Origin of the sequence: Fulvivirga marina, assembly GCF_016775155.1 — a bacterium.
GTDB classification, from domain to species: domain Bacteria; phylum Bacteroidota; class Bacteroidia; order Cytophagales; family Cyclobacteriaceae; genus Fulvivirga; species Fulvivirga marina.
Genome location: NZ_JAEUGD010000019.1, coordinates 49,686 through 72,546 on the forward strand (window position 1 = coordinate 49,686; position 22,861 = coordinate 72,546).

20 protein-coding genes and 1 CRISPR repeat array are annotated in these 22,861 nt (G+C 40.1%); of the genes, 12 read left to right on the top strand and 8 right to left on the bottom strand.

Annotated features, from left to right (window positions below; genetic code table 11):
* The first annotated feature begins 24 nt into the window (after positions 1-24).
* On the top strand, positions 25-1,092 hold the full coding sequence (locus tag JMN32_RS06050; RefSeq protein WP_202855409.1) for an agmatinase family protein: 1,068 nt from the start codon (positions 25-27) through the stop codon (positions 1,090-1,092).
* Positions 1,093-1,265: 173 nt separating this feature from the next.
* Here the strand turns inward: JMN32_RS06050 and JMN32_RS06055 are convergent, their stop codons facing one another.
* Positions 1,266-3,233 (bottom strand): tetratricopeptide repeat protein, encoded by a 1,968-nt coding sequence (locus JMN32_RS06055; RefSeq protein ID WP_202855410.1) that lies wholly within the window; start codon positions 3,231-3,233, stop codon positions 1,266-1,268.
* 115 nt (positions 3,234-3,348) lie between these two features.
* On the opposite strand from JMN32_RS06055, the gene JMN32_RS06060 reads away from it, so the two are divergent.
* The 3 genes from JMN32_RS06060 (at position 3,349) to JMN32_RS06070 (ending at position 8,311) form a co-directional block, all read left to right on the top strand.
* Entirely contained in the window at positions 3,349-4,752 is a 1,404-nt protein-coding gene (locus tag JMN32_RS06060; RefSeq protein ID WP_238354366.1) for an alanine/glycine:cation symporter family protein, read from the top strand.
* 69 nt (positions 4,753-4,821) lie between these two features.
* Positions 4,822-5,778, top strand: coding sequence for a hypothetical protein (locus JMN32_RS06065; RefSeq protein ID WP_202855411.1), 957 nt, complete (start codon positions 4,822-4,824; stop codon positions 5,776-5,778).
* Between the two features lies 1 nt (position 5,779).
* Complete coding sequence (locus tag JMN32_RS06070) at positions 5,780-8,311, top strand: CHAT domain-containing protein (RefSeq protein WP_202855412.1); 2,532 nt, start codon at positions 5,780-5,782, stop codon at positions 8,309-8,311.
* A 299-nt stretch (positions 8,312-8,610) separates the two neighbouring features.
* Here the strand turns inward: JMN32_RS06070 and JMN32_RS06075 are convergent, their stop codons facing one another.
* The 4 genes from JMN32_RS06075 to JMN32_RS06090 form a co-directional block, all read right to left on the bottom strand.
* Complete coding sequence (locus JMN32_RS06075) at positions 8,611-8,973, bottom strand: leucine-rich repeat domain-containing protein (RefSeq protein ID WP_449528501.1); 363 nt, start codon at positions 8,971-8,973, stop codon at positions 8,611-8,613.
* A gap of 264 nt (positions 8,974-9,237) precedes the next feature.
* On the bottom strand, positions 9,238-9,411 hold the full coding sequence (locus JMN32_RS06080) for a hypothetical protein (protein WP_202855414.1): 174 nt from the start codon (positions 9,409-9,411) through the stop codon (positions 9,238-9,240).
* Positions 9,412-9,448: 37 nt separating this feature from the next.
* Positions 9,449-10,189 carry a VIT1/CCC1 transporter family protein gene (locus tag JMN32_RS06085; RefSeq protein ID WP_202855415.1) on the bottom strand — a complete coding sequence of 247 codons (741 nt, stop codon included), beginning with the start codon at positions 10,187-10,189 and terminating at the stop codon, positions 9,449-9,451.
* Entirely contained in the window at positions 10,186-11,295 is a 1,110-nt protein-coding gene (locus tag JMN32_RS06090; protein ID WP_317191764.1) for an o-succinylbenzoate synthase, read from the bottom strand. The genes JMN32_RS06085 and JMN32_RS06090 overlap by 4 nt, the downstream gene beginning before the upstream one ends.
* 52 nt (positions 11,296-11,347) lie before the next feature.
* Between JMN32_RS06090 and JMN32_RS06095 the strand changes: the two genes are divergently transcribed.
* The 4 genes from JMN32_RS06095 (at position 11,348) to JMN32_RS06110 (ending at position 14,814) form a co-directional block, all read left to right on the top strand.
* Positions 11,348-12,562, top strand: a complete 1,215-nt coding sequence (locus tag JMN32_RS06095; RefSeq protein WP_202855416.1) for an S-adenosylmethionine:tRNA ribosyltransferase-isomerase — start codon at positions 11,348-11,350, stop codon at positions 12,560-12,562.
* 126 nt (positions 12,563-12,688) lie between these two features.
* Positions 12,689-13,624, top strand: coding sequence for a helix-turn-helix domain-containing protein (locus JMN32_RS06100; RefSeq protein ID WP_202855417.1), 936 nt, complete (start codon positions 12,689-12,691; stop codon positions 13,622-13,624).
* 76 nt (positions 13,625-13,700) lie between these two features.
* The gene (locus JMN32_RS06105) at positions 13,701-14,240 is read left to right on the top strand and encodes a YbhB/YbcL family Raf kinase inhibitor-like protein (protein ID WP_202855418.1); all 540 of its coding nucleotides are present in this window, start codon (positions 13,701-13,703) and stop codon (positions 14,238-14,240) included.
* Between the two features lie 4 nt (positions 14,241-14,244).
* A complete protein-coding gene (locus JMN32_RS06110; protein ID WP_202855419.1) occupies positions 14,245-14,814 on the top strand; it encodes a DUF1572 family protein in 570 nt (189 codons plus the stop codon).
* Positions 14,815-15,056: 242 nt separating this feature from the next.
* On the opposite strand, the gene JMN32_RS06115 is transcribed toward JMN32_RS06110, so the two are convergent.
* Genes JMN32_RS06115 through JMN32_RS06125 form a run of 3 tightly spaced genes read right to left on the bottom strand, consistent with a single transcriptional unit; the run spans position 15,057 to position 17,407 of the window.
* Positions 15,057-15,299: an ATP-grasp domain-containing protein gene (locus tag JMN32_RS06115; RefSeq protein WP_202855420.1), complete on the bottom strand. Its 243-nt coding sequence runs from the start codon at positions 15,297-15,299 to the stop codon at positions 15,057-15,059.
* A 40-nt stretch (positions 15,300-15,339) separates the two neighbouring features.
* Positions 15,340-17,040: a M56 family metallopeptidase gene (locus tag JMN32_RS06120; RefSeq protein ID WP_202855421.1), complete on the bottom strand. Its 1,701-nt coding sequence runs from the start codon at positions 17,038-17,040 to the stop codon at positions 15,340-15,342.
* The gene (locus JMN32_RS06125; RefSeq protein WP_202855422.1) at positions 17,033-17,407 is read right to left on the bottom strand and encodes a BlaI/MecI/CopY family transcriptional regulator; all 375 of its coding nucleotides are present in this window, start codon (positions 17,405-17,407) and stop codon (positions 17,033-17,035) included. The genes JMN32_RS06120 and JMN32_RS06125 overlap by 8 nt, the downstream gene beginning before the upstream one ends.
* Positions 17,408-17,674: 267 nt before the next feature.
* On the opposite strand from JMN32_RS06125, the gene JMN32_RS06130 reads away from it, so the two are divergent.
* The 4 genes from JMN32_RS06130 to JMN32_RS06145 all read left to right on the top strand — a co-directional run bounded on the left by JMN32_RS06130 (position 17,675) and on the right by JMN32_RS06145 (position 20,895).
* Positions 17,675-18,553, top strand: a complete 879-nt coding sequence (locus tag JMN32_RS06130) for a pirin family protein (RefSeq protein ID WP_202855423.1) — start codon at positions 17,675-17,677, stop codon at positions 18,551-18,553.
* 145 nt (positions 18,554-18,698) lie between these two features.
* Positions 18,699-19,412: a YqjF family protein gene (locus JMN32_RS06135; RefSeq protein ID WP_202855424.1), complete on the top strand. Its 714-nt coding sequence runs from the start codon at positions 18,699-18,701 to the stop codon at positions 19,410-19,412.
* 52 nt (positions 19,413-19,464) lie between these two features.
* Positions 19,465-19,788, top strand: coding sequence for a winged helix-turn-helix transcriptional regulator (locus JMN32_RS06140; RefSeq protein WP_202855425.1), 324 nt, complete (start codon positions 19,465-19,467; stop codon positions 19,786-19,788).
* 78 nt (positions 19,789-19,866) lie between these two features.
* Positions 19,867-20,895 (top strand): hypothetical protein, encoded by a 1,029-nt coding sequence (locus JMN32_RS06145; RefSeq protein ID WP_202855426.1) that lies wholly within the window; start codon positions 19,867-19,869, stop codon positions 20,893-20,895.
* A 635-nt stretch (positions 20,896-21,530) separates the two neighbouring features.
* Positions 21,531-22,355: a CRISPR direct-repeat array (repeat unit 30 nt; unit sequence ATTTCAATTCCTTCTAGGTGCGATTAACAG).
* Positions 22,356-22,861: the final 506 nt, after the last annotated feature.

Below are 22,861 nucleotides of genomic sequence, written 5' to 3' on the forward strand. Positions count from 1 at the left end.
TGAATTTTCGATAGTAACCATAAAATGACTGAGAAAGAAGAGATAATCTCAAAGTTCGACCCCAATGCTCCGGGCACTTCCGGAAATCTATTCGGACTACCTTTTAATAATGATAATGCTGAGCTGATCATCATCCCTGTACCCTGGGAAGTAACAGTATCGTACAGCGCAGGGACGGCTGATGGCCCGGAAGCAATACTGGAAGCATCTGCCCAAGTAGACCTTTTTGTAAAAGATATCCCTGATGCCTGGAAACTAGGTATCAGCATGCTACCCATTTCACCTGCATTTAAAAGAGAGAATGAAAAATACCGCGACCTCGCGGCAAGGTATATACAATGGCTTGAAGAAAACAATGAGGACTGGATATCCGATGAGTTAAAAGTAATTCCTGCCACTGTAAATAATATTTGTGAAAAGCTAAATATTTATGTCAAGTCGCAGACCATGAAACAGCTGGAACGGGGAAAAATGGTGGGATTGCTTGGTGGTGACCATAGCACACCCCTTGGACTTATCTCTGCACTTAGCGAGAAATACGACAACTTCGGGATACTGCAAATTGATGCACACGCAGACCTGAGAAAGGCCTACGAGGACTTTACATACTCACATGCCTCAATTATGTACAATGCTATGGAAATCCAGCAGATATCGAAGCTCATACAGGTTGGCATCCGCGACTTTTGTGAAGAAGAGGCAGAATATATTAAGGCATCCAATGGCCGAGTAGTAACCTTTTATGATGAAGACCTCAAATCTGCTTTACTGGAAGGTTATACCTGGGAAAATATTTGCAAAAACATTATCACTCACTTGCCAGAGTATGTCTACATTAGTTTTGATATTGATGGACTTGACCCGAAGCTTTGCCCTAACACAGGAACACCGGTGCCTGGAGGCCTCGAATACTATCAAGTAATGTATTTATTTAAGCAAGTAGTGAAATCAGGCCGTAAAATTATAGGATTTGACCTCAATGAAGTATCTCCTGGTGAAGATGAATGGGACGCCAATGTAGGTGCCAGAATACTTTACCAAATGAGTAACCTGATGGCTGTTTCTCAAGGCAGACTAGCTCTTACGGTCTAAGCTCTATCAAGTTGATAATTATCATCTATGCCCCCAATTCATTGGGGGTTATTTATGCTCACAAAGAAAAATAATAAACTTTGTATATGGAGCTACAGCTTGCCCTATATGCCTTTAAAAAAACAGAAATATCTTGACTCTAAAACGTATCCCTCTACTCTAGAAACTGTATATCAAACCTTAAACCCAACGACCAAAATATCATCGGTTTGCTCGTTGCCATTTTTCCATTCCTTGATGGTCTGGTTCAATTCCTGTCTTTGATCAGCAATGTTCAGTCTCTGGATGTCGCGTAATAGTTGTTTAAAACGACCTACCATAAATTTTTTACCTTTCTCCCCTCCAAACTGATCAGCGTACCCATCCGAGGTAAGATAGAAGCTTTCATATCCGGATAGCTGAATAGTATGGTCTACAAAGAGCTGTTCATCAGGTCCAGTCTTCTCTCCTATCGTCCGTTTTGTCCCCTTGATCTCCTTAAACTCACCATCCTGAAAATAATATAATGGCCGATTAGCACCAGCATATACCACCTCTTTGCGTTTGTGGTCTATCTTGCAAAGTGCGACATCCATGCCATGATCAGCATCAGACTTCTCCCTCTGTCTCAGAGCATTCCGTACCAACTGATTAAGTTGAATCAGTATCTGTCCCGGTTCATAAGTTTTATCCCTATTTATGATCTGTTCCAACGATGACATACCAATTACAGTCATAAAAGCTCCTGCCACACCATGCCCTGTACAGTCAACAGCGGCTATGATATCAACATCTCCCATATCCGCATACCAAAAGAAGTCCCCACTAACTATGTCTTTGGGCTTGTACAAAATAAATGATCGGTCCAGTTTTTCCGCCGATACCTGAAACTGCATCAGAGATCGCTGAACACTTTTGGCATAATCTATACTCTCGGTAATATTCTGATTTTTCTCCTCAATAATGTGTTTCTGATGCTCCAGTTTATTATTCTGCTTCTCCAAAAGCTTTTTGTTCCTTCTTATTTGTTTGTATTTATTCAGAATAACAAGTGTCAGCCCCACGCCAATAGCCAAAATCACTATACCCGAAGTAATAATAATTTTATCATTCTTGATCCTTAACTGCTGAAGCTGACTTTCCATCTTCAACGACTGAATCTGGCTTTCCTTCTTTTCCAATTCATAGGCACTTTCCAATTCCGCTATCCGTTGGCTACTCTCCTCGTCATAAAGACTATCTTTAGCATGGTTATGCAATCGTAAAAAACTATAGGCAAGAAACATATCACCTTTCGAAAAGTAGGTTTCTGCAATCGACTGGTAAATGATCACTAGTAGCCGCTTATTGTTTGTCTCCTGAGCTATGGACAATGTCTCATTAAATATTTCCAATGCGCCATCGTATTTACCTAGAACCTTTTCAACCATACCAATATTGTGCAAAGCGTTAGCCTGCCCATTGAGATCATTGTTTAAGCGCTCCAGGTCCAGAGAGCTTTCATAATAAGCTCTGGCTTCCTCATATTTTCCTTTTCTAAAATAAATGTTGCCTATGTTATTAAAGGGCACAAAAGCTTTTGAGTTATCCTCTATTTCCCCATAGATAGCCAGCGAGCGGAGATAATATTCCAGAGCTTCATCGTAATAGCCCTGAGCTTCGAAGACATTACCGATATTGTTCAACGAACCTACTATTCTGAGCTTATGTCCTATGCTTTCAAACTGATCATTGGCTTTATAAAAATATTGCAGGGCTTTATCATACTCCCTCTTTAAAGAATATACCGTCCCGATATTACTATAGGTATAGGCTAGTGCATCAATAAATTTATTTTCCTCTTGTATCCTTAAGGCCAGAATATAGTTTTCAAGGGCCTTATCCAGTTCACCTCGATTTTTATATACAACCCCAATATTATTATAGGAAGAGGAAATGCCACTGGCATCCTCAATCTCTTCTGCCAATGCCAAAGCCTTTTGGGTATAGCTCAGTGCTTTAGCAGCATCGTTATTCACATACTGTTTATATAGCTCGTTAAGCAAAAAAACTTTCTGCTTTCCTGAAGCCGATTCCATCGATTTTTCCAAGCTATCTATTGTCGTGACAGAGACAGGAGTTTGTATGAAGAGTAAAAAAATAGCTGAAAAAATAATTATCATTTTAGGTTAGCATTTTAATTAGCTATAAATCAGAAGTTAGCAAATATGTAAATAATTTCATCGATGAGCGCTAATAATTTATATCTTAGCGATCTTTAGAAAAACAGGACAGCCTTTGAAATATTTAGAAAGCATCATTGTAAACTTTGCCAATTGGATATGGGGAATGCCACTTTTAGTACTTTTGATGGGTGGTGGTTTATTTTTTCTTGTCTACTCCCGATTTATACCCTTCAAATACTTTGGTCATGCTATAAACGTACTGAGAGGAAAATATGATGATCCAGATGACCCAGGCCAGATCAACCATTACGAGGCGCTTTCAACTGCACTGGCAGCCACAGTTGGTATGGGAAACATTAGCGGGGTGGCTGTAGCCATAGCTGTGGGTGGACCCGGAGCTATTTTCTGGATGTGGGTAAGTGCATTTGTGGGTATAGCCACCAAATTTTTCACCTGTACACTATCTATCTTATACAGGGGAAAAGACTCAGCCGGAGAAATACAAGGAGGTCCAATGTACGTGATTATGGAAGGTCTTGGCAAGAACTGGAAGCCTTTAGCCGTAATGTTTGCTATCTTTGGGCTTATTGGCTGTCTGCCTATTTTCCAGGCCAATCAACTCACTCAAGCCATTCAGGATATTGTATTAAGACCCAATGGTATCGCTGGTAAAACCATAAAATACGGACCACTTCACTTTTTGGATACCGACCTTTATATCGGTTTTGTATTGCTGATTTTTGTTTCTCTTGTAATATTCGGCGGAATAAAACGAATAGGGAAAGTAGCTGGTAGAATGGTACCCATAATGGTACTTTTATACTTCATCTCTGTCGTCGTTATCCTTTTGATTAATATTAGCGATGTGCCTCACTATATCGGTATGATCATCACCAATGCCTTTACAGCAGATAACTATAATGGTGATGCTATGCTCGGAGGAACACTGGGAGGCTTGATCGTTTTAGGAGCCCGAAGAGCAGCATTTTCTAATGAAGCAGGTATAGGAACCGCACCGATGGCTCATGGCGCAGCAAAAACTATAGAGCCCGTGCGAGAAGGTCTGGTAGCCATGTTGGGGCCGTTCATAGACACCATAATCGTATGTACACTCACCGCCTTGGCGATATTAATCACAGGTGTTTGGCAGACGACCGATAGTAACGGGGTGACATTAACGGCTAACGCTTTTGAGTCAGCATTTCCCGGGTTTGGACATTATATTTTAATGATTTGTATTTTAATTTTCTCCATAACTTCCTTATTCTCATTCTCTTACTACGGAACCAAATGCATGAGTTTCTTAATTGGTGCAGAGAGAAGCCACTATTACAACTATATCTACGTAGTAACCATATTGTTCGGCGCTGTTTCATCTCTAACTGCTATTATCAATTTGATAGACTCAGCTTTTGCTCTGATGTCCATACCTACAGTAATATCGGCACTGATATTAGCACCAAAAGTTAAACAGGCTGCTGACGAGTATTTTAAACGTTTGAAAGCTGAGGGCTAGCAATATATTGCAAATAAATTGTAGTCCTTTTCTTGATAATTTTTTAATTTAAACTACACTTTATTTGAAATGAAAAAGCTGCTACTGATTTTAATTTGCCTGGGTTCGTTCATGCAGGTACACGGCCAAGGCTGCAGTGATGCCGGTTTCTGTACTATGGGAGCTATGAGTCCTGGGCAGGTCTACACCAAAAAAATCAACTTTAAGTTAAGAGCTCTGGAACTGAATCAATACCGAGGTACAACCAAGCTTTCTCCCATTATCAATGTGACCACGCTTGACTTCACTTTTGGCATTACCGAAAACACTTCATTCCAGGTTAAATTCCCTTATCAATGGGTTAAAGGTAACCTTGGAAAAACATCTGGTCTGGGAGATATCTCTTACAGCTTTACTCATAACTTCAAATCCACTGAAAAGTATCACATCAATGCTACCTTAGGAGGAAAAATACCTTCAGGCAAATCCGATCTTGAAGGTGATGATAAATTAGAGTTTACCTCTGACGGGCAACCTCACGATTTACCTATGTATTATCAGGTCAGCCTTGGTACATGGGATATTGTAGCGGGCGCTTCTTTCATTAGCAAAAAGTGGATGTTTGCCACAGGAATCCAGATACCTGTTGCTCATAACAACCAAAACGATTTTCAGTATGAGCAGTGGAACGAGTACCCTGACCCTAACTATTTGCGCAGCCATCACTTGGCCAGTGACCTAAAAAGAGGAACCGACGTAATGGTGCGTGCAGAGAGAGCGTTCCATTTTTCCAACCTGGATATCAGGCTGGGTGTATTGCCTATCTTCAGAGTAACCAAAGATGAAATTACCGAAAATGGAGAAAGGGTGAAGCTCGATGGTACTACCGGAATGGCGCTATCAGGAATCCTGGGTGTTGCCTATCATTTCAATGTATACCATACAGCCAAGATACTTTTAGGTCATAAGTTTACAGACCGTGATGTTAACCCAGACGGCCTTACTCGTGATGATGTAGCTTCTCTTGCTTACGTAATCCGTTTCTAAGATGCTTAAGCTACTTCTTATTATTTCGCTTGCTCTGGCCTTATCGCATACTGCATTTGCTCAAAATAACTGTAGTAATTTAAGGACTTTATTAGATAAAGGAGACCTTGAACAGGCTGCGGCAATAGCTGTTCAAATACAGACTGCGGACAATGCCACATGTAACAACCTGCTAGGCGAAGTATACCTGCGCAAGGGCCGCAATGATGTAGCTCAAAAATATTTCGAGACAGCCTTAAAGCTATCAAAAAGTAACTCCGAAGATCAGGCTGCCAGCCTGAACAACCTTGGCCTGGTGTACTGGAATACCGGTAGCAGTGCCAGCGCCAAAGATTACATTGCCCAGGCCCTTGCCATAAGAACTAAACTTTACGACGCAGGGCATGAAAAGCTTGCGGCTTCTTATAATGATCTTGGACTAGTTTCTACAGATCCTGATGAAGCTCTGGAAACTTACGAAAAGGCATTGACTATCTATCAGGAAATCTATGGAGAAAATGACCAGAAGGTCGCTCAGGCGAAAGCGAACATTGGCATCATATACAGAAATATAGAACTGTTCGGAGATGCTCAAAACTACTTCAATGAAGCTTTAGCAATCTGGAAAAAACTCCACCCTAACGGGCACCCTAATGAAGGCTTCATCCATACCAACCTGGGTAGGACATTCCAGCTAATGGGGAATCTGGATGCTGCTAAAGGGTATTATGAGGAAGCTCTGGAAGTTTATCAAAAACACTATGGTTCAAAGCACCCTGAAATAGCCAGAACATTTAACCTCATTGGCAACGTCCATAATATCAAAGGCGAGTTCGAGACCGCTCTTTCCTTTTACCAACAGGCCCTAATTACCAATTCAATCGGTTTTAACAATCAAGATCTGGAAACAAACCCTTCAACTGAAGATTATTTCAATGCCAACACGCTACTGAATTCGCTTTACTATAAGGCTCAGGCCCTGGAGGACTTACACCATAACCTTACGCTGAAGTTTAAAGATGCAAGGTTGAGCCTTACTACTTTGCAGGTTGCCGACACACTGGTAGACAAGATCAGACAAATCAGTAACAACGAAGCCGATAAGTTAGAACTAGGAGAAATTTCATCCCAACTGTATGAAAATGGCGTAAGACTCTGCTACTACATGGCAGATGTTGCAGTAAAGAAAGATCCATACTATGAGCTATCCTTCTACTTTTCAGAAAAGAGCAAGTCTTCGGTACTCCTTGAGGCTATCTCTGATGCCTCGGCAAAATCTTTTGCAAATATTCCGGACAGCAAACTGACTGAAGAAAATGAACTGAAATCAGAAATTGCTTACTATGAGCAAAAACTTGCTCAGAAACCTGAAGAAACTACTGCTACGAAATACAGAGAGAGGCTTTTTGAACTTAAACAGCACTACAACGCATTTATTGCTGACTTAGAGAAAAACTACCCACAGTACTATAACCTAAAATACAATATCCCAATACCCTCGGTAGCACAATTGCAGGAAACCTTAAATGAGAATCAGGCTATTGTAAGTTATTTTATTGCAGATCGAACTGAAAGGTTGTATGTATACCAAATCAGCAAAACCAGGTTCAACACATACAATATAAAGCAAACAGATAACTTCGACCGTTATCTCAGTGGGTTAAGAAACAGTATCTACTTCAAAGAAGATGAAGTTTATGCAATTACAGCGGATAAATTATATGAGATTCTTTTTCCCGGATCCATCCACAAATCTGTAGATCATCTCATCATAATTCCATCAGGAAGGCTAGGCACTGTACCTTTTGAAGCGCTACTAACCAAGTCAGCTAAAGGGTCTCCATTGGATTACAAATCATTGGACTACTTGATCAATGATTACGCTATCAGCTATCAATATGCTTCCGCCCTATATTATCAACAACATTTAAACCCTAGGAAAGACAATCAAAAACTAGCAGCATTTCTCTGTGCCCCAGTCACGTTTGCCCAGCTGGCGGACCTTCCTGGCACCAATCAGGAAATATCCAGTCTGCAGAATATTTTATCGGGCAAGGGCATAAAACCTGAAATATATCTGGAGGCTAATGCCAGTGAAGAGATTGTTAAATCAAAAAACCTAAAAGAGTACAGATATCTGCATTTTGCGACTCATGGAATAGTTAATGAAAACAACCCTGCACTATCCAGAATTTTCTTAAAAGAAAGTGAGACTAACGATGGCAACCTCTTCTCTGGAGAGATCTATAACCTCCAGTTGGGCGCTGACCTGGTAACGCTTTCTGCCTGTGAAACAGGTCTTGGCAAAATATCTAAAGGAGAAGGTATCATTGGACTATCCAGGGCTTTGGTTTATGCAGGAGCCAATAATATTGTAGTATCGTTATGGAGGGTTGCCGATGCTTCAACTTCTGATCTGATGATTGACTTTTATGGCAATATTTCAGGCAGTAACTACGGCCAGGGCTTAAGACAGGCAAAACTAAAAATGATTGAAAAAGGCAACTTTTTAAAGCCGTATTACTGGGCTCCTTTTATTTTGATAGGGCAATAAGTGGCATTCGGAATGCTATCTCCTTATTTATGGATAACAAACTTAAATGCTAACTTTAGTAAGTTCTTCCAAACCAGGAGATTATTTTGTCGTCCGTACCTCACTCCGTGCAATGACGAATTCATAATGAAAAAATGAAACTATCAACTTGGTTGTCAAGCACAAACCTCATAAGTCCGATGTATTTGCAAAAATAATCAATGAAGCCTTACCAACCGTTTTAGTAAGGCTTCACTTGCTAGCATGAGTAGTATTTTTCGTTTTTCAGTTTATCCAGTTCTATAACATACCCTTAAAGCTTATTGGCAGTAATCTTCATCATCCTTGGTAATTACCACTAGAATGTCTCCAATACCTGTTGTCATGTTGCATATTTGAGCCGGAATAATCGTAAGCGGATTCTCTTTAATATTCAAATTTAATAACTTAGGAAGATTTGCCAGCTCCAGAGGAAGCTGTGTTAAATTATTCTTTTGCAAAGAAAGTCTCTTCAGGCTACTCATATTTCCCATTTCTGCTGGCAGGTCTTCTAATGCATTATTATTAACATCGAGCGACTCTAGTGATACCAGGTTTCCTATTTCTGATGGTAGAGATATAAGGTTATTATCAGTAAGATTCAAATACTCTAACTTCTTCAAATTCCCAATTTGCTTTGGTATCTAGGATAATCCTAAGGCTTCCTCTACAAGTCTTTATATAAAGGCTTTAGCAAAATCGGTGAGCAAAGATATTGAGCACAAAAGGTGGGCATTGTAAATTTTAAACACTAGTATGGAAAACAATATGAAGTGAATAATTGAATTAAATTCCGGGTTATTGCAAATAAACATTGAGACTCCCCAAAAGTAAGGCAGTCTCTTTAAATCAAAAAAATAAGGATGCACATGGAAAGGTGATTTACTTCACTTCGCCATTACTTATTCTCACCAGACATTGGTCATTCCGCCATACCTTATAATCTCCTCAAGAAAGGGGACAGCAATAATAATAGCAATGAAGATGAGTTTGACAAAGTCTTTTTCCCTACTGACTTCTACGAGTTCTATAGAAGTTACGAAAAACAATAAAACCCTTCCTGAAGAAAAATCAACAGACATCTAAAAATCATACACTTAATGGCCAGGGAAGAACTCTTTAGTTCAGAAAATACGACGCCAGTACCTCTCCAACAAAATAGGCCAAGAAGGCGGCCAGCCCTCCTAATAAGAGCGTTTCCAAAACACCTTTTACCCATTTCGTGCTTGTAACTATACTCTTTAAATATCCTACAAACATCAGGGCAATGCAGGTAGCGACAGAAGATAGTATGAACAGGTTGACATTGGCCAAGTCAAAAAGCAATGCAAAGATATAGGCCAATAATGGAATAATACCGATTACGTTAAATGACATGAACGTAGCAAAAGCAGTTTTAAACGGTGTTTTATCATCCTGGGTCATCTCCAGTTCCTCCTTCATCATAGTATCTACCCACACATGTTTGTCGGCTGTAATGACTTCTACAACTTTTTCCAACAACTCACCTTCAAAGCCTTTGGCTGCATATATTTCTCGTATTTCCTCTACTTCCCGCTCACGCAGATTATCCACCTCCCAATATTCAACTGCCCTATGCTTTTCAAAGTTGTCACGATCAGCTTTAACTGAAAAAAAATTGCCCACAGACATGGAGAAACCGTCTGCAATAAGATTGGCGAATCCAAAAATCAGAACCCAGGTCAGATCAGCATTAGCTCCAGCCGCGCCAGCTACCACGGCAAAGGTTGTGATAGCTCCATCTATACCTCCATAGACAAATTCAGCTATATAATCCTTATTAAATATCCATATTTTACCCTTTTTATGGAGTCTCTTCTCTGAAATGATCATACTCATACATCTAAATTAGTAAAGTCCCATGACTCCTCACTGTCATAAAAGATATGCCCGCCTTCAATTTTTAAAGGAGACGGAATGTTGTTGTGGTACAACTGCCCTGTCCCCAACCCCTGATGTCCGCAGGCTTTGAGGTAAGGAGACATCTGGCAAATGGCATTTAATCCTATATTGGACTCCAGGGCCGAAGTAAGCCACCACCCAATATCCATCGATTCTGCAATCTCGACCCACTCCATACAAGACTGGATACCGCCTACCAGTGTAGGTTTTAAAATGATGTATTGTGGTTTGATTTTTTCAAGCAACTGCCGTTTGGCCTCTCGCCCGTAAATACCGATAAGTTCCTCATCCAATGCTATATCCACGGGCGTATTACTACAAAGCCTGGCCATTTCATCAGGCTGCCCTGCCGCAATCGGCTGCTCTATAGAATGAAGCTTATATTTACTCAGCACCTCAAGCTTATGTCGGGCTTCATGCACCTTAAAGGCTCCATTGGCGTCAACACGAAGCATAATGTTATTCTGATAGTATTTTCTTCGCACATAATCGAGTATATCTGTCTCCTTTTCAAAATCCAGGCTACCAATCTTCATTTTGATGCAATCAAAACCTGCATCTACTTTATTAGATATCTGCAGAAGCATGGCTTCCATATGTCCCATCCAGATAAGCCCGTTAATTGGAATTTTCAGTTCGGATCGTACAAAATCATTATCAAAAATCACTCTCCTGCCTCCGTTAAGCAGATCTAAAAGAGCAGTTTCCAGTCCAAATCTCACCGCCGGCAACTCAGCACCAGCCAATTCACCAGCTACCTGAAATACTTCTTCTGCTGTAGACGGCAAAACTCTGTCTTCAAGCCTGCTCAAGGCATCTGCAATCTGTTCTCCAAGATCCTTCCTATCATCTATACTCAGTTTTTTCAAAGGCCCACACTCCCCAAACCCAAATATTTCAGGGGCAGAAGTATCCCACACTTTAATAATCCATGTTTCTTTCTCTTTTAGCACACCCCGAGAGGTGCCCGCATCAAATTTAAAATTCAGAATATATTTTTGATAAGATGTCTTTAATGGCATAGCGTGATTAAATGAAGGCACAATTTGAATGATTTATCCCATTTAATCAACAACCTCACCCTATATTTGCAGCATGACAGAAAAAGAACTGCCTCCAATCAGCCTCAACGATTATAAATACGATCTGCCCGAAGAGAGAATTGCAAAATTCCCTTTAAATGAGCGTATTAACTCAAAATTACTGGTCTATAGCTCTGGAAATATTGAACATTCTGCCTTTCACCACCTGAGTGACCACATACCCAATGATGCTGCGCTGTTTTTCAATGACACGCGGGTAATACCTGCACGGCTACATTTCAGAAAAGAGACGGGTGCACATATTGAGGTCTTTTTACTGGAACCTATACTCCCAACACGTGACGTTGCACAAGCCATGTGGATAAAAGGTAGCTGCCAATGGAAATGCATGGTGGGTAACCTAAAAAAATGGAAAGATGACCAGGTACTGGAATTGATGTTGCCCATGCATGATAAACAAATATCATTAAAAGCAAGAGTCGTTGATCGCTCAACCCAACTGGTGGAGTTTACGTGGAATGATACCTACACCTTTGTAGATGTTATCCAGGCTGCGGGAAAGATACCACTCCCCCCATACATTAACAGAGAAGTAAGTGAGGAAGATAAAGAGAGGTACCAGACTATATATTCACATCACGAAGGTGCTGTAGCCGCTCCAACTGCCGGCCTACATTTTAGCAATCAGATATTGGAAAAATTGCAGCAAAAAGGTGTAGCCCTTAATTACCTTACACTACACGTAAGTGCAGGTACTTTCCAGCCTGTAAAAGAGGACAATGTTATTAATCACCCTATGCACTCCGAACAAGTGGTGGTAACTATGAGTAACGTTGATGCCCTTCTTGAAAACCCAAAAGTTGTTGCGGTTGGCACAACTTCCATGCGCACCCTGGAAAGCCTGTATTGGTATGGCGTGAAAATATTACTTAAAAATGATACCGTTTTTAATATCGAAAAGTTGTTGCCTTACCAGTTTGATCACTCTGATCTTCCCTCGGCTAAGGAGGCATTCAGCGCCATAAAAAAGATGATGACTGAGAATAACATTCAGACACTTGTCGGTCATACGGAAATCTTTATATTCCCTGGTTATAACTTCAAAGTTTGCAAAGGCCTGATCACCAATTACCACCTGCCTGGCTCTACTCTTATTTTATTAGTAGCTGCATTTATAGGTAAAAACTGGAGAAAGGTGTACCAGGAAGCATTGGATAACAACTACCGTTTCCTAAGCTACGGTGATAGTTCCTTACTTTGGCCATAGTTCAATAGACTAACCCAGATTTAAAAACCTGATGCTGGTTACACCTGAAAGTAACACCTTATCATTATTGAGATACTTTCTATTAATTAAGCAACAGGGTTCAAGTGAAGAACATGCATAAACCAGATGCAGGAAAAAGCTCCTCAACTTGAATACATCCAAAATAATCGTTATTTTTCTATATCGATAAAAAAAATCAGGACCATTGACTATTGTATGACCGAAAAAGTCTATCATCTGCCAGAAGAATTTAATGACGGGCATCAAGCCGTAAGCATACATTATTACGATGCTAAGCAGTCGTCTCAAAAAAACAAAGTGTGTTTCAGCCAAAATTTGTTATGTCTGTTGCTAAAAGGTACCAAAACCGTTTACAGTTGCTCTGGAAAGGCAGCATTTGAAAAAGATCAATTGATGTTACTCCGGCCGGGAAATACATTAATGACAGAAAGGACTACGACTGAAAATGCATACAAAAGCGTTCTCTTCTTTTTCAATAATGATTTCCTGAATGATTTTGTAAGGACCAATAGCATTCCGTTAGTTCGTGGAAACTCCAGCTCAAGCAGGGCAAAGATCCTGGCTAAGGATGAGTACGTCACTACTTTTGAAAAATCCCTTCTATTGATAGGGCATAAGCCAAGCCCTCCTCTTATTCACTCCAAACTGAATGAGATACTACTTTATCTTTTCGGCAGATATCCGGATGAACTCAACTGCTTTATTAATGAAGCACTGAGTAACAATAAAAATGTAGCATTCAAAAATGTAATTGAGTACCCTGACAGCTTCTTCCTTTCCAATGAAGAACTGGCTTTTTTGTGCAATATGAGCCTATCTACTTTCAAAAGAAAATTCAGGGAAGTATATGATACTACTCCACGGCAATATTATATTTCCAAAAGAATGAAAAAAGCGGCTCTGCTACTTCAAAAGGACTTTCGCCCGTCAGAGATATATCTTGAATTGGGGTATGAGAACCTTTCTGCATTCAGTAACGAGTTTAAAAAACACTTTGGCTCTTCTCCAAGAACGTTTAGACCCGAAAAGTTGAGCTTGTAGAAAAACAGTCTGGACTTTTAGCGCAACTTTTAAAGGATATAACTTCTCATTTTTGTAAAAACAAAAAATTATATCTATGAGAAGTATTTTGATCTTACTGTTTGTATTAACGACTGTTATAGCCAAGTCGCAGACCTTCACTCTTAAAAGTGATGAGCTTAGCGGCCAGGCAACTAAACAACAGGTATTTAATGGTTTTGGATGTACAGGCGATAATGTATCTCCTCAACTTTCCTGGGCAAATGCTCCTGAAGGCACGAAAAGTTTCGCTGTGACCATATATGACAAAGATGCTCCTACCGGAAGTGGATGGTGGCATTGGGTCATTTTCGATATTGATAAAGATATCAACAAACTTCTCTCCGGAGCCGGAGACCCTGCAAAGGACCTGGCTCCTAAAGGCGTAATCCAAAGTTTGAGTGATTTTGGCATGACTGGTTATGGCGGTCCTTGCCCTCCGCCAAATCACGGTCCTCATCAGTATACGGTAACCATATATGCACTTAAAGTTGAAAAGCTTGGACTTGACAGCAATGCAAATCCTGCACTGGTAGGCTACTATTTAAATCAAAATGTAATCGATAAGGCTTCTATTGTATTTTATTATAAACGATAAACCTATGAACGGCAATTACCTTGAAAGTATCATAAAGCAATTTGAATACTACAAATTACTAGGCGAGCGGACATTCTCACAGCTTTCCGACGAGCAATTGATGTGGGAGTATACAAAGGACTGTAATAGCATTGCGACTATTGTGAAACACCTTTGGGGTAATATGCTGTCTCGATGGACAAATTTCCTGACGGAAGATGGCGAAAAAGCATGGCGTAACCGTGATGCTGAGTTTGATAATAACATTACCAGCAGAGCAGAACTCATTACCCAATGGAATGAAGGATGGGAATGTCTTTTTCAGGCGCTTAAACCTTTAACTGACCATGATCTTGGCAAAGAAATATTTATCCGCAACCAGGGACATACCGTTGCAGAGGCTATTAATCGGCAACTTGCCCATTATGCCTACCATATTGGACAGATTGTATATATCGGAAAAATGAGTCGTAAGGATGGTTGGAAGACATTATCGATCGCCAAAGGCCACTCCAAACAGTTTAATACTCAAAAGTTTGCAAAGGAAAAACACCGGCAGCACTTTACCGATGAGTTTTTGAAAGGAAAGGAATAAAATAAGGCTTGCTAAGGAATAAGCCGATCGGGTGTCCTTAGCAAGCCCCTTAGTATTGCTGAAGCCTTTCTATTGAACGACTAAATCCTCAAAAGGCAGCAGAATATCATTGGTCCTGCGCTTGATATTTCCCAGAAGAACATCTGCTATGGCTTCGGAAATTTCATTATCCATAATCTTGTCTATCCAGAAAAATTCTCCAGCTGGGTTAATCTCAAGGAAAACATACCGGTTATCCGGGGTTAACAAAATGTCCGCTGCACCATATTCAGTCCCAGCCTACCTATCATTTGCAGCATCCTTGACTTTATATCCTCTGGTAACTCATAGACTTTCCTGTTATCCAAAGTTTTATACCCCTCTCTGCGCCAGTCAATTTCCGATTCTTTGGAAACTGAGGAATCAATAGCAGCAGTAAACACTTTGTCTCCAACGATGGTAACACGCCGTTCCAGCTTCTTTTCTATTTGCTCCTGGAAAGTCATCGGGCAAAACTCTCTATTTTAATTCTTTAAACCTCAGTGCTTACCCATTTTCATCGTCAACGAATATACTCATGGGTATACTTTTACGAACTTTTGCAAACTCTTCCTTCCCCATATCATAATAATCTTTTCCAAAAACTTCCTGAGCCTTTGTCTGATATATCTGCCTAAAGGCCTCCTGCGTCATCAGGAAGTTATTCAAATAGTCGATATAAAGATCTTCATCATCATATTTTGCAAGTACCAGATAATCAGACGAGTTCTTTTTCACATGCTCCATCACAAAGTCATAAACTTTTTGTTTCATATTGTATTCTCTACTCTCACCAAAATTAACTCTTAGTGGATCAACCCTTCCTGAAGCAATCATTTCCTCTGCATCCGGAAATGGCACATAGTTAAACTTTATTACATTTTCAGGAGTTGGTGGCAACATCATAGCAACCTCAACCTTTTCACCTTCTTTGGTTTGTCCTAAAAAAAGGAGCTTCCTTTTGTCCGCCCTGCGTAATTCCCAAATCACATCCCGCACAAAGCCCATTTTCTGATCTTTGTCTATTCTTGCTATAATTACCGCCTCATGAGGTAAGTTAGCCTTTTCAACAGCACCTTTTACTTCTTCCAGTTGGTAATACTTCCCATTAACAGCTATTTTGTCGTTACTGACAGACAGGTTTAACACATCAGTCCCTCCATTAAACTTGTATTTTGTAGCTGGCAAAACAGGTAAATTCACTTCATCCGTTAAACCCTCAACCTCTGTCCCGACCGATGTAGCCTCAGATACCTGTTCATCAATACCTGAATTACATTGTATGAATATTACACTTGATATTACCGTTGCTAGTATGGTCATAGCTACTTTTATCTTACCTGACCAACCTGATTTATTGTTTTTCATCATGGCTATTCTCTTTTTAATAAATGATAAATTAAAATTGTGTACCAACCCATTTGAGTTGTTGCTGATTAATTGACTCAAAAGCATAGTTTGATACTCTACCAGGGAATAACCCGAATTCATTATTTTTTCATCTGCTATATATTCATGTGTTGCTTTTAGTGATTTAATTAACCTCCATATGAGTGGATTAAACCATAGAAATGAGGCCAAAACCTGAACAAAGATCAGGTCAAAAGAATGACGCTGCTGTATATGAACCCTTTCATGTGCCAGTATTTGCTCAAACTCTGATGACCCGACCATATCCTCATGCACAAAAACATAATGCAAAAATGAAAATGGCGCGATAGGATCTGGTAGCCTGACAACTATCAAATCGCCTAAGCTTTGCCTGGGGTAGATAACTGACATTCTCCATAACTTGTAAAGGCCCACAACAACCCGGGATAAACACACTGCAACACCTATTATATAAAAAGCTACCAATGTATTCACACCCAAATCTACCCAATCAAATGTCTCCTTACTCACTGCATATTCCTCCCCTTTCCCCATTGGCCTTTCACCGAAGTTTTCAAACTCCCATTTGGCCATGGCATCATAATATGACGTTCTAAATTTGCTGATCTCCTGCACTTGCTGCTCCAGGAGCTGAACCCCTGCAGGATTAAAATCAAAACTCATCCATGGAACTACTATTGAAAACACTAGAATACCCAGCAAAAAGAATCTGTTGAGATTAAAAAATGTCTCTCGTCTCAAAACCAGAACATATAACAAATAGAAGAATGCCAATACAGCACCCGACTCTAAAAAATACATTATGGTCTTAATCATTCTTTTTCGATTTTAGCTCTTCCAGCATTTTCATTACTTCATCAACCTCTTTTTCGTTGAGTTTTTTACTCTCTGAAAAAAAGTTGACAACCTGCTTCAATGAATTATTATAATAATCTGAAACCACTTTTGACAGCTGCCCTTTCCTATACTTTTCCTTTGACACCAAAGGATAATACTGATGTGAATTACCATAAGCCTTAAAGCCTACGATCTCCTTTTGCACCAATACCCTCACTATGGTAGATACAGAATTGTATGGAGGTTTCGGGTCGGGATATTGCTCAATAATATCCTTGATAAAACCTTTCTCAATATCCCAGAGAATCTTCATTATTTTCTCTTCTGCCTTGGTAAGTGTCAACATTGTTTTATGAGTTTAAATTAATCAGCACTCAAGAATACAACTTAAAAACAAGTTTTACAACTTAATATTAAGTTATTTAACTTATTCATTAGTTTGTCAACTTAAAAATAAGTTCATAACACACCTCATCCATCAAAGAATCAACTCAATTTCCTGATATGCTCAGTATAAAGTTTTAAGTCTTAATAACTGAATTGAAAGGCCGATTGCCTTAACTTAGTATAGCAATGCAACGTATCTTAAATTAATAAACCCTCCAAAGCACCAATGTCAAACATAGATCTGATCATAGAAGAACGTGCCGCAGATATTGGCAACTTTATGGTAGGCAGATTGCTACCTTTCCGGCAAAAAAGAGCTGTGGGGCCTTTTGTTTTTTTAGACCATATGGGGCCGGTCACGCTTAAGGATCATGAAAATTTCGATATTCCTCCCCATCCACACATTGGACTTTCAACCCTTACTTACCTGTTTGAAGGAGCCATGGTGCACCGAGACAGTCTGGGTTATGAGGTAGAAATACAGCCCGGTGCGGTCAACTGGATGACGGCAGGTAAAGGGGTGGTACACTCTGAACGCACTCCTGAACACTTAAGACATTCGGATAAAAGCCTGCATGGCCTGCAGATCTGGGTAGCTCTGCCGAAGGAACTGGAAGACTCCGCCCCATTGTTTGCCCATGTTGAAGCCAAAGATATACCACATTGGCATCAAGATGGTGTAGATATAAAACTGATTGCCGGAGAAGTCTTGGGAAAAAAATCACCTGTACCCGTGCACAGCTCACTATACTTATTAGAAATTAAAAGTACCCATGCGGCTACGCTAGCTATAGGCAAGCATCTGTTTGGAGAAAGTGCACTTTACATACTCGAAGGACACATAAAAAGTGACGGGAATATCTATGAATCCAGACGAATCCTCGTTGCGAAGGAAAGCAGCCTGTGTGAATTTGAAATTGGTACCAACAGCACTGTTTATATATTTGGAGGGCTTCCTTTCCCTGAAGAACGCTTCATCTATTGGAATTTTGTAAGTTCTGATAAGCATACAATCGAAAAGGCCAGAAATGACTGGCGCGATCAGAAATTTGCTAAAGTACCAGGAGAAACAGGTTTTGTACCCATTCCCGAACGAAAAAACTAATGAAACCTTTTCGCTTCTATCATTCATGCAGAATTTCTAAGATGAAGAAGTTACAGATGAATCTATAAAGGAACCGAAACCAAAGATTAAAGCTTTTAAAAGCAAACTTTAACAAGTTTTCACACAAACCCTACTTCAGTATAATATGAGTTTTTTGAAAGCAGAATGGAGAAAGCTGGCCATTGCCAACTACGAAATAGCCCCGGATATACTCCAGCCACACCTCCCCTATGGCACCGAACTCGACACCTGGAATAATATCTGCTTTGTAAGTCTGGTAGGTTTCAAGTTCGTCAACACACGCCTGCTTGGTTTCCCTATCCCCTTTCACAGAAACTTTGAAGAGGTAAATTTAAGGTTCTATGTCCGCCATAAGCACAAAGGGGAATGGAAACGAGGTGTTGTATTCATTAAAGAGATCGTTCCCCGGCATGCCATTACCCTGGTAGCCAACACCATATACAAAGAGCACTACCAAACCATGCGCATGTCGCATGAATGGCAGCAGTTGAAAAACCACCATACGGTATGGTATGGCTGGGAATACAGCGGCAAAGTAAACTCATTTCTCGTTAAAGCTGACTTGGAAGCAACAGATATGACTACAGGCTCAGAAACGGAATTCATCACCGAACATTACTGGGGATACACTAAGGTTGGAGCACAAAACACCATGGAGTATGAGGTCAGGCATCCCAAATGGCAAATTTACAAGGTCCATGAGCATGAAATTGACGTTGATTTTGAAACCCTTTACGGTGAGGAGTTTAAGGATTTAACCTGTGCTGTTCCTAAATCGGTGATGCTGGCAGAAGGTTCAGAAATAAGTGTTGAAAACAAAAGGAAGATTGAATTTTAAAGCCGATAAGCCAATTTGCATAAGTTACCCATTAGCTCAAAAAAACAACAATATGGCATCTTACAATAGAAAAACTCCGCCTAAAAATGACTGCCCCATGGAGGCTGCGGTAAATGCAATATCAGGAAAGTGGAAACTAGCTATTTTGTGCGAACTCAACCGCGGCACCTGTAGACTGAAAGACCTTGAAGCTTACAACCCCGAAGCCTCAAAGCGGGCACTAACCCAGCAGTTGGGCGAGTTGGTAGATGATGGCATTATCACAAAAAAGGATTTTGACGTATATCCCAAAAAAGTAGAATACTCCCTCACTCCTTTGGGTAAGGAATTCATGGTGGTAATAAACGCCCTCGGGAAAATTGGAGAAAAAATGTAAATAGTTATGGGGGCAAATTTGCCCCTTATTGCCTCTATTTCCTGACACCTTTAGTTTTGACCATCAAAATTAAAAATCATGGACAGAAGATTATTGGGCAACATTTTGATCACGTCATTTTTAGCACTTTCAGGCTCAGGCCTGTTTATTTACTTTATCCCCTTCAGCAAACCGGTAGCCTCTCTGCATACTTTATTTGCACTCATATTTTTACTCGGGGCCGTCTTTCACATTGCAAACAATAAAACTCCACTCTCAAATTACATCAGTGGCAAGGGGCAGAAAAAGTTTAAAAAGCTTCAAAGCATGATCATTTTATCAATTTTCATACTGATCTCTGCCGGCATACTTTACAACATCCCATTCTTCAATAGTATTTATAACTGGGGCAATACTTTCAGAAACAGTCAACTGGGAAAATCGGAACAAACCCTGAATTACGAAACGATCAACCTGAACGGTTTGACAGGTCAACATGACATCAGCATTGAATTGAAAAAGGGAAGTACCTTTCAATATCCCCTGTTTGCCATCTGGCTTGAAGACTCCATTGGAAATTACATCAAAACCCTGTATATCTCACGGGTTATAGCCTCAAGTACTTTCGACTATGGAGAGAAGGTAAACAATGAATGGAAACCTGCCGTCGTAAGAAGACCCGAAGCACTACCCTATTGGTCTCATAAGCGTGGCATCAAAGCCTCTGATGGTCTTTATATACCGCTCAATGGCGCTCCTGACTTGGATGGAGTATCTGGGGCAACTCCAACCGGCAACTTCATTGTCACCTCAAAAAGTGACCTTAACGCTCTGAAATACTACAAAATATTTTTGGAGGTCAATCAGTCATACGACTGGAACGAGCACTACAGCGAAGGCCGTTTCCCTGACGATGAAATCTACTCTGGCTCCGGACAGGTGGGACAGCCCTCATTGATCTATGCCACTGATCTTAGTGCTGCCGACCTTCAGCAAAAAACTTATAAATTGTTAAACCTTATCGGGCATGGACATCATTCAGGTAAAGATGGTAAGCTATATACCGACCTGAAAAACATTACCACAGCTAAAAAGATTGTCGACCGTATAATCCTGGCGGTAGAATAAAAGGTTGTTATTAAGTTAAGATGCGAGACTCCATGTGCACATGTACTTTATTGATTGGTAAATTTATTTTAGAATAGCAGCTTGCAGACCTAAATCGCGGCTTTACTAAACTTCCAAAAGTTTGGTAAAGCTATACGTTCCGGAGCTCCAGCTGAGAATAATAGTCTTAAAGCAGAGGTTGCCAACTTTCTGTGTATCACCTCACCCGGCAAAGGTCTGTAGACTGGTATTGGCTGGAATGCCCTCTCCGTACCGGAAGAGGGAACTTTGACTCTGTTTCCTCTTCAGTTTATCAAATGCAGGTTCAATTCATTTTCAACCAAGTTATAATCTAGTGGTATATAGCATTCAGGAAGTAAGTGAAGGGTAAAGCAAGGTTAGAAGGCCTACTATGCTACATATTTGCGGCACTAACCCGCAAATTTCAATTCCTCCTAGGTACGATTAGAAGTAGACTTCAATACTACGCTTATATATATGCGTAAGCTATTTCAATTCCTCATAGGTGCAATCACTAAATTCTCCCTCGAGGGAGATGCCGAAGGCAGAGGGTGTATCCCTCCTAATCCATTTACTCGTACCCACTTCCATGCCGCACAAACCACTCGTGAACCAAGCCGCATTAACAAAGCTTGGTTTCAATTCCTTCTAGGTGCGATTAACAGGACGCGAAGAGTGCCAAGATTGCGGTAAATATGGAGATTTCAATTCCTTCTAGGTGCGATTAACAGCCGAATAAAAATAACGGACTCAGGAGATTTTGTATTATTTCAATTCCTTCTAGGTGCGATTAACAGCTGAAACAGTATTTGGCACGAAATTGAAACGGCTTTATTTCAATTCCTTCTAGGTGCGATTAACAGACTTTTTTCCTCATGGTACTCACGGGCTTTTTTATTGATTTCAATTCCTTCTAGGTGCGATTAACAGGGTAAGATCTATATGGGAGATGACTGTATAGATATATTTCAATTCCTTCTAGGTGCGATTAACAGCGGGAATGCCGTGTCAGTCCTTTTTCTTTATTTGAATTTCAATTCCTTCTAGGTGCGATTAACAGTAGAGGTCATCTTATTAAAGAGGTTCGTAAGGACGAAATTTCAATTCCTTCTAGGTGCGATTAACAGGCTCAAATGCCTGAATATATCATTATCTCAAAAAAGCAATTTCAATTCCTTCTAGGTGCGATTAACAGTAGCTAAAATATTAGGAAGTAAGGTTGTTGATGAGGTATTTCAATTCCTTCTAGGTGCGATTAACAGTATTAAAAAACGGATATTCAAGGAGTACTATGTATATTTCAATTCCTTCTAGGTGCGATTAACAGCAGGTAAACGGCGAAGAGTTTGAAGGCAGCACCCTACATTTCAATTCCTTCTAGGTGCGATTAACAGTTATTGTTATAGGTAGGATCGTAACTAAAAAAGAACATTTCAATTCCTTCTAGGTGCGATTAACAGCCGTTAGGCTTAAGAGTAAAAATAGGCTCAATTTATAAATAAAACAACATGTCAAAGAGCTTATTTATTCCTTTAAATCGTCTACCCTTGATCATATAATTTATGCCGGGGTTAGACGACACTTATATGTTATTCATTTACAACTAATTACACTCGAATCTACACTATCCATAAGGCTGCCTTATGGTAAAGTATACCTGATCGACGACTAAAGGAAGTTATAAAAACATAAAAACTAAGGTACCGCAGTTTGCAAAATGACCAATACATTAGCGCGTGTCAATACCCAACCCTGGGTATTTTAAGATAGGCAATCAGTATTCTTTATACTTTATTTACCAATAACGGCAACCCGAGAACCACTGCTTTATATTCATTGAGCACCTTGCTGTATTCTTTGGTGCCTGGTGGGGTTTCAGGAATAAATGCACGGTTCAGGTGCGACAGCCAATGCAAAGCACTTTCACGACGGATCACCCTTTCTTCATTGTTGAACTCGGCTACAT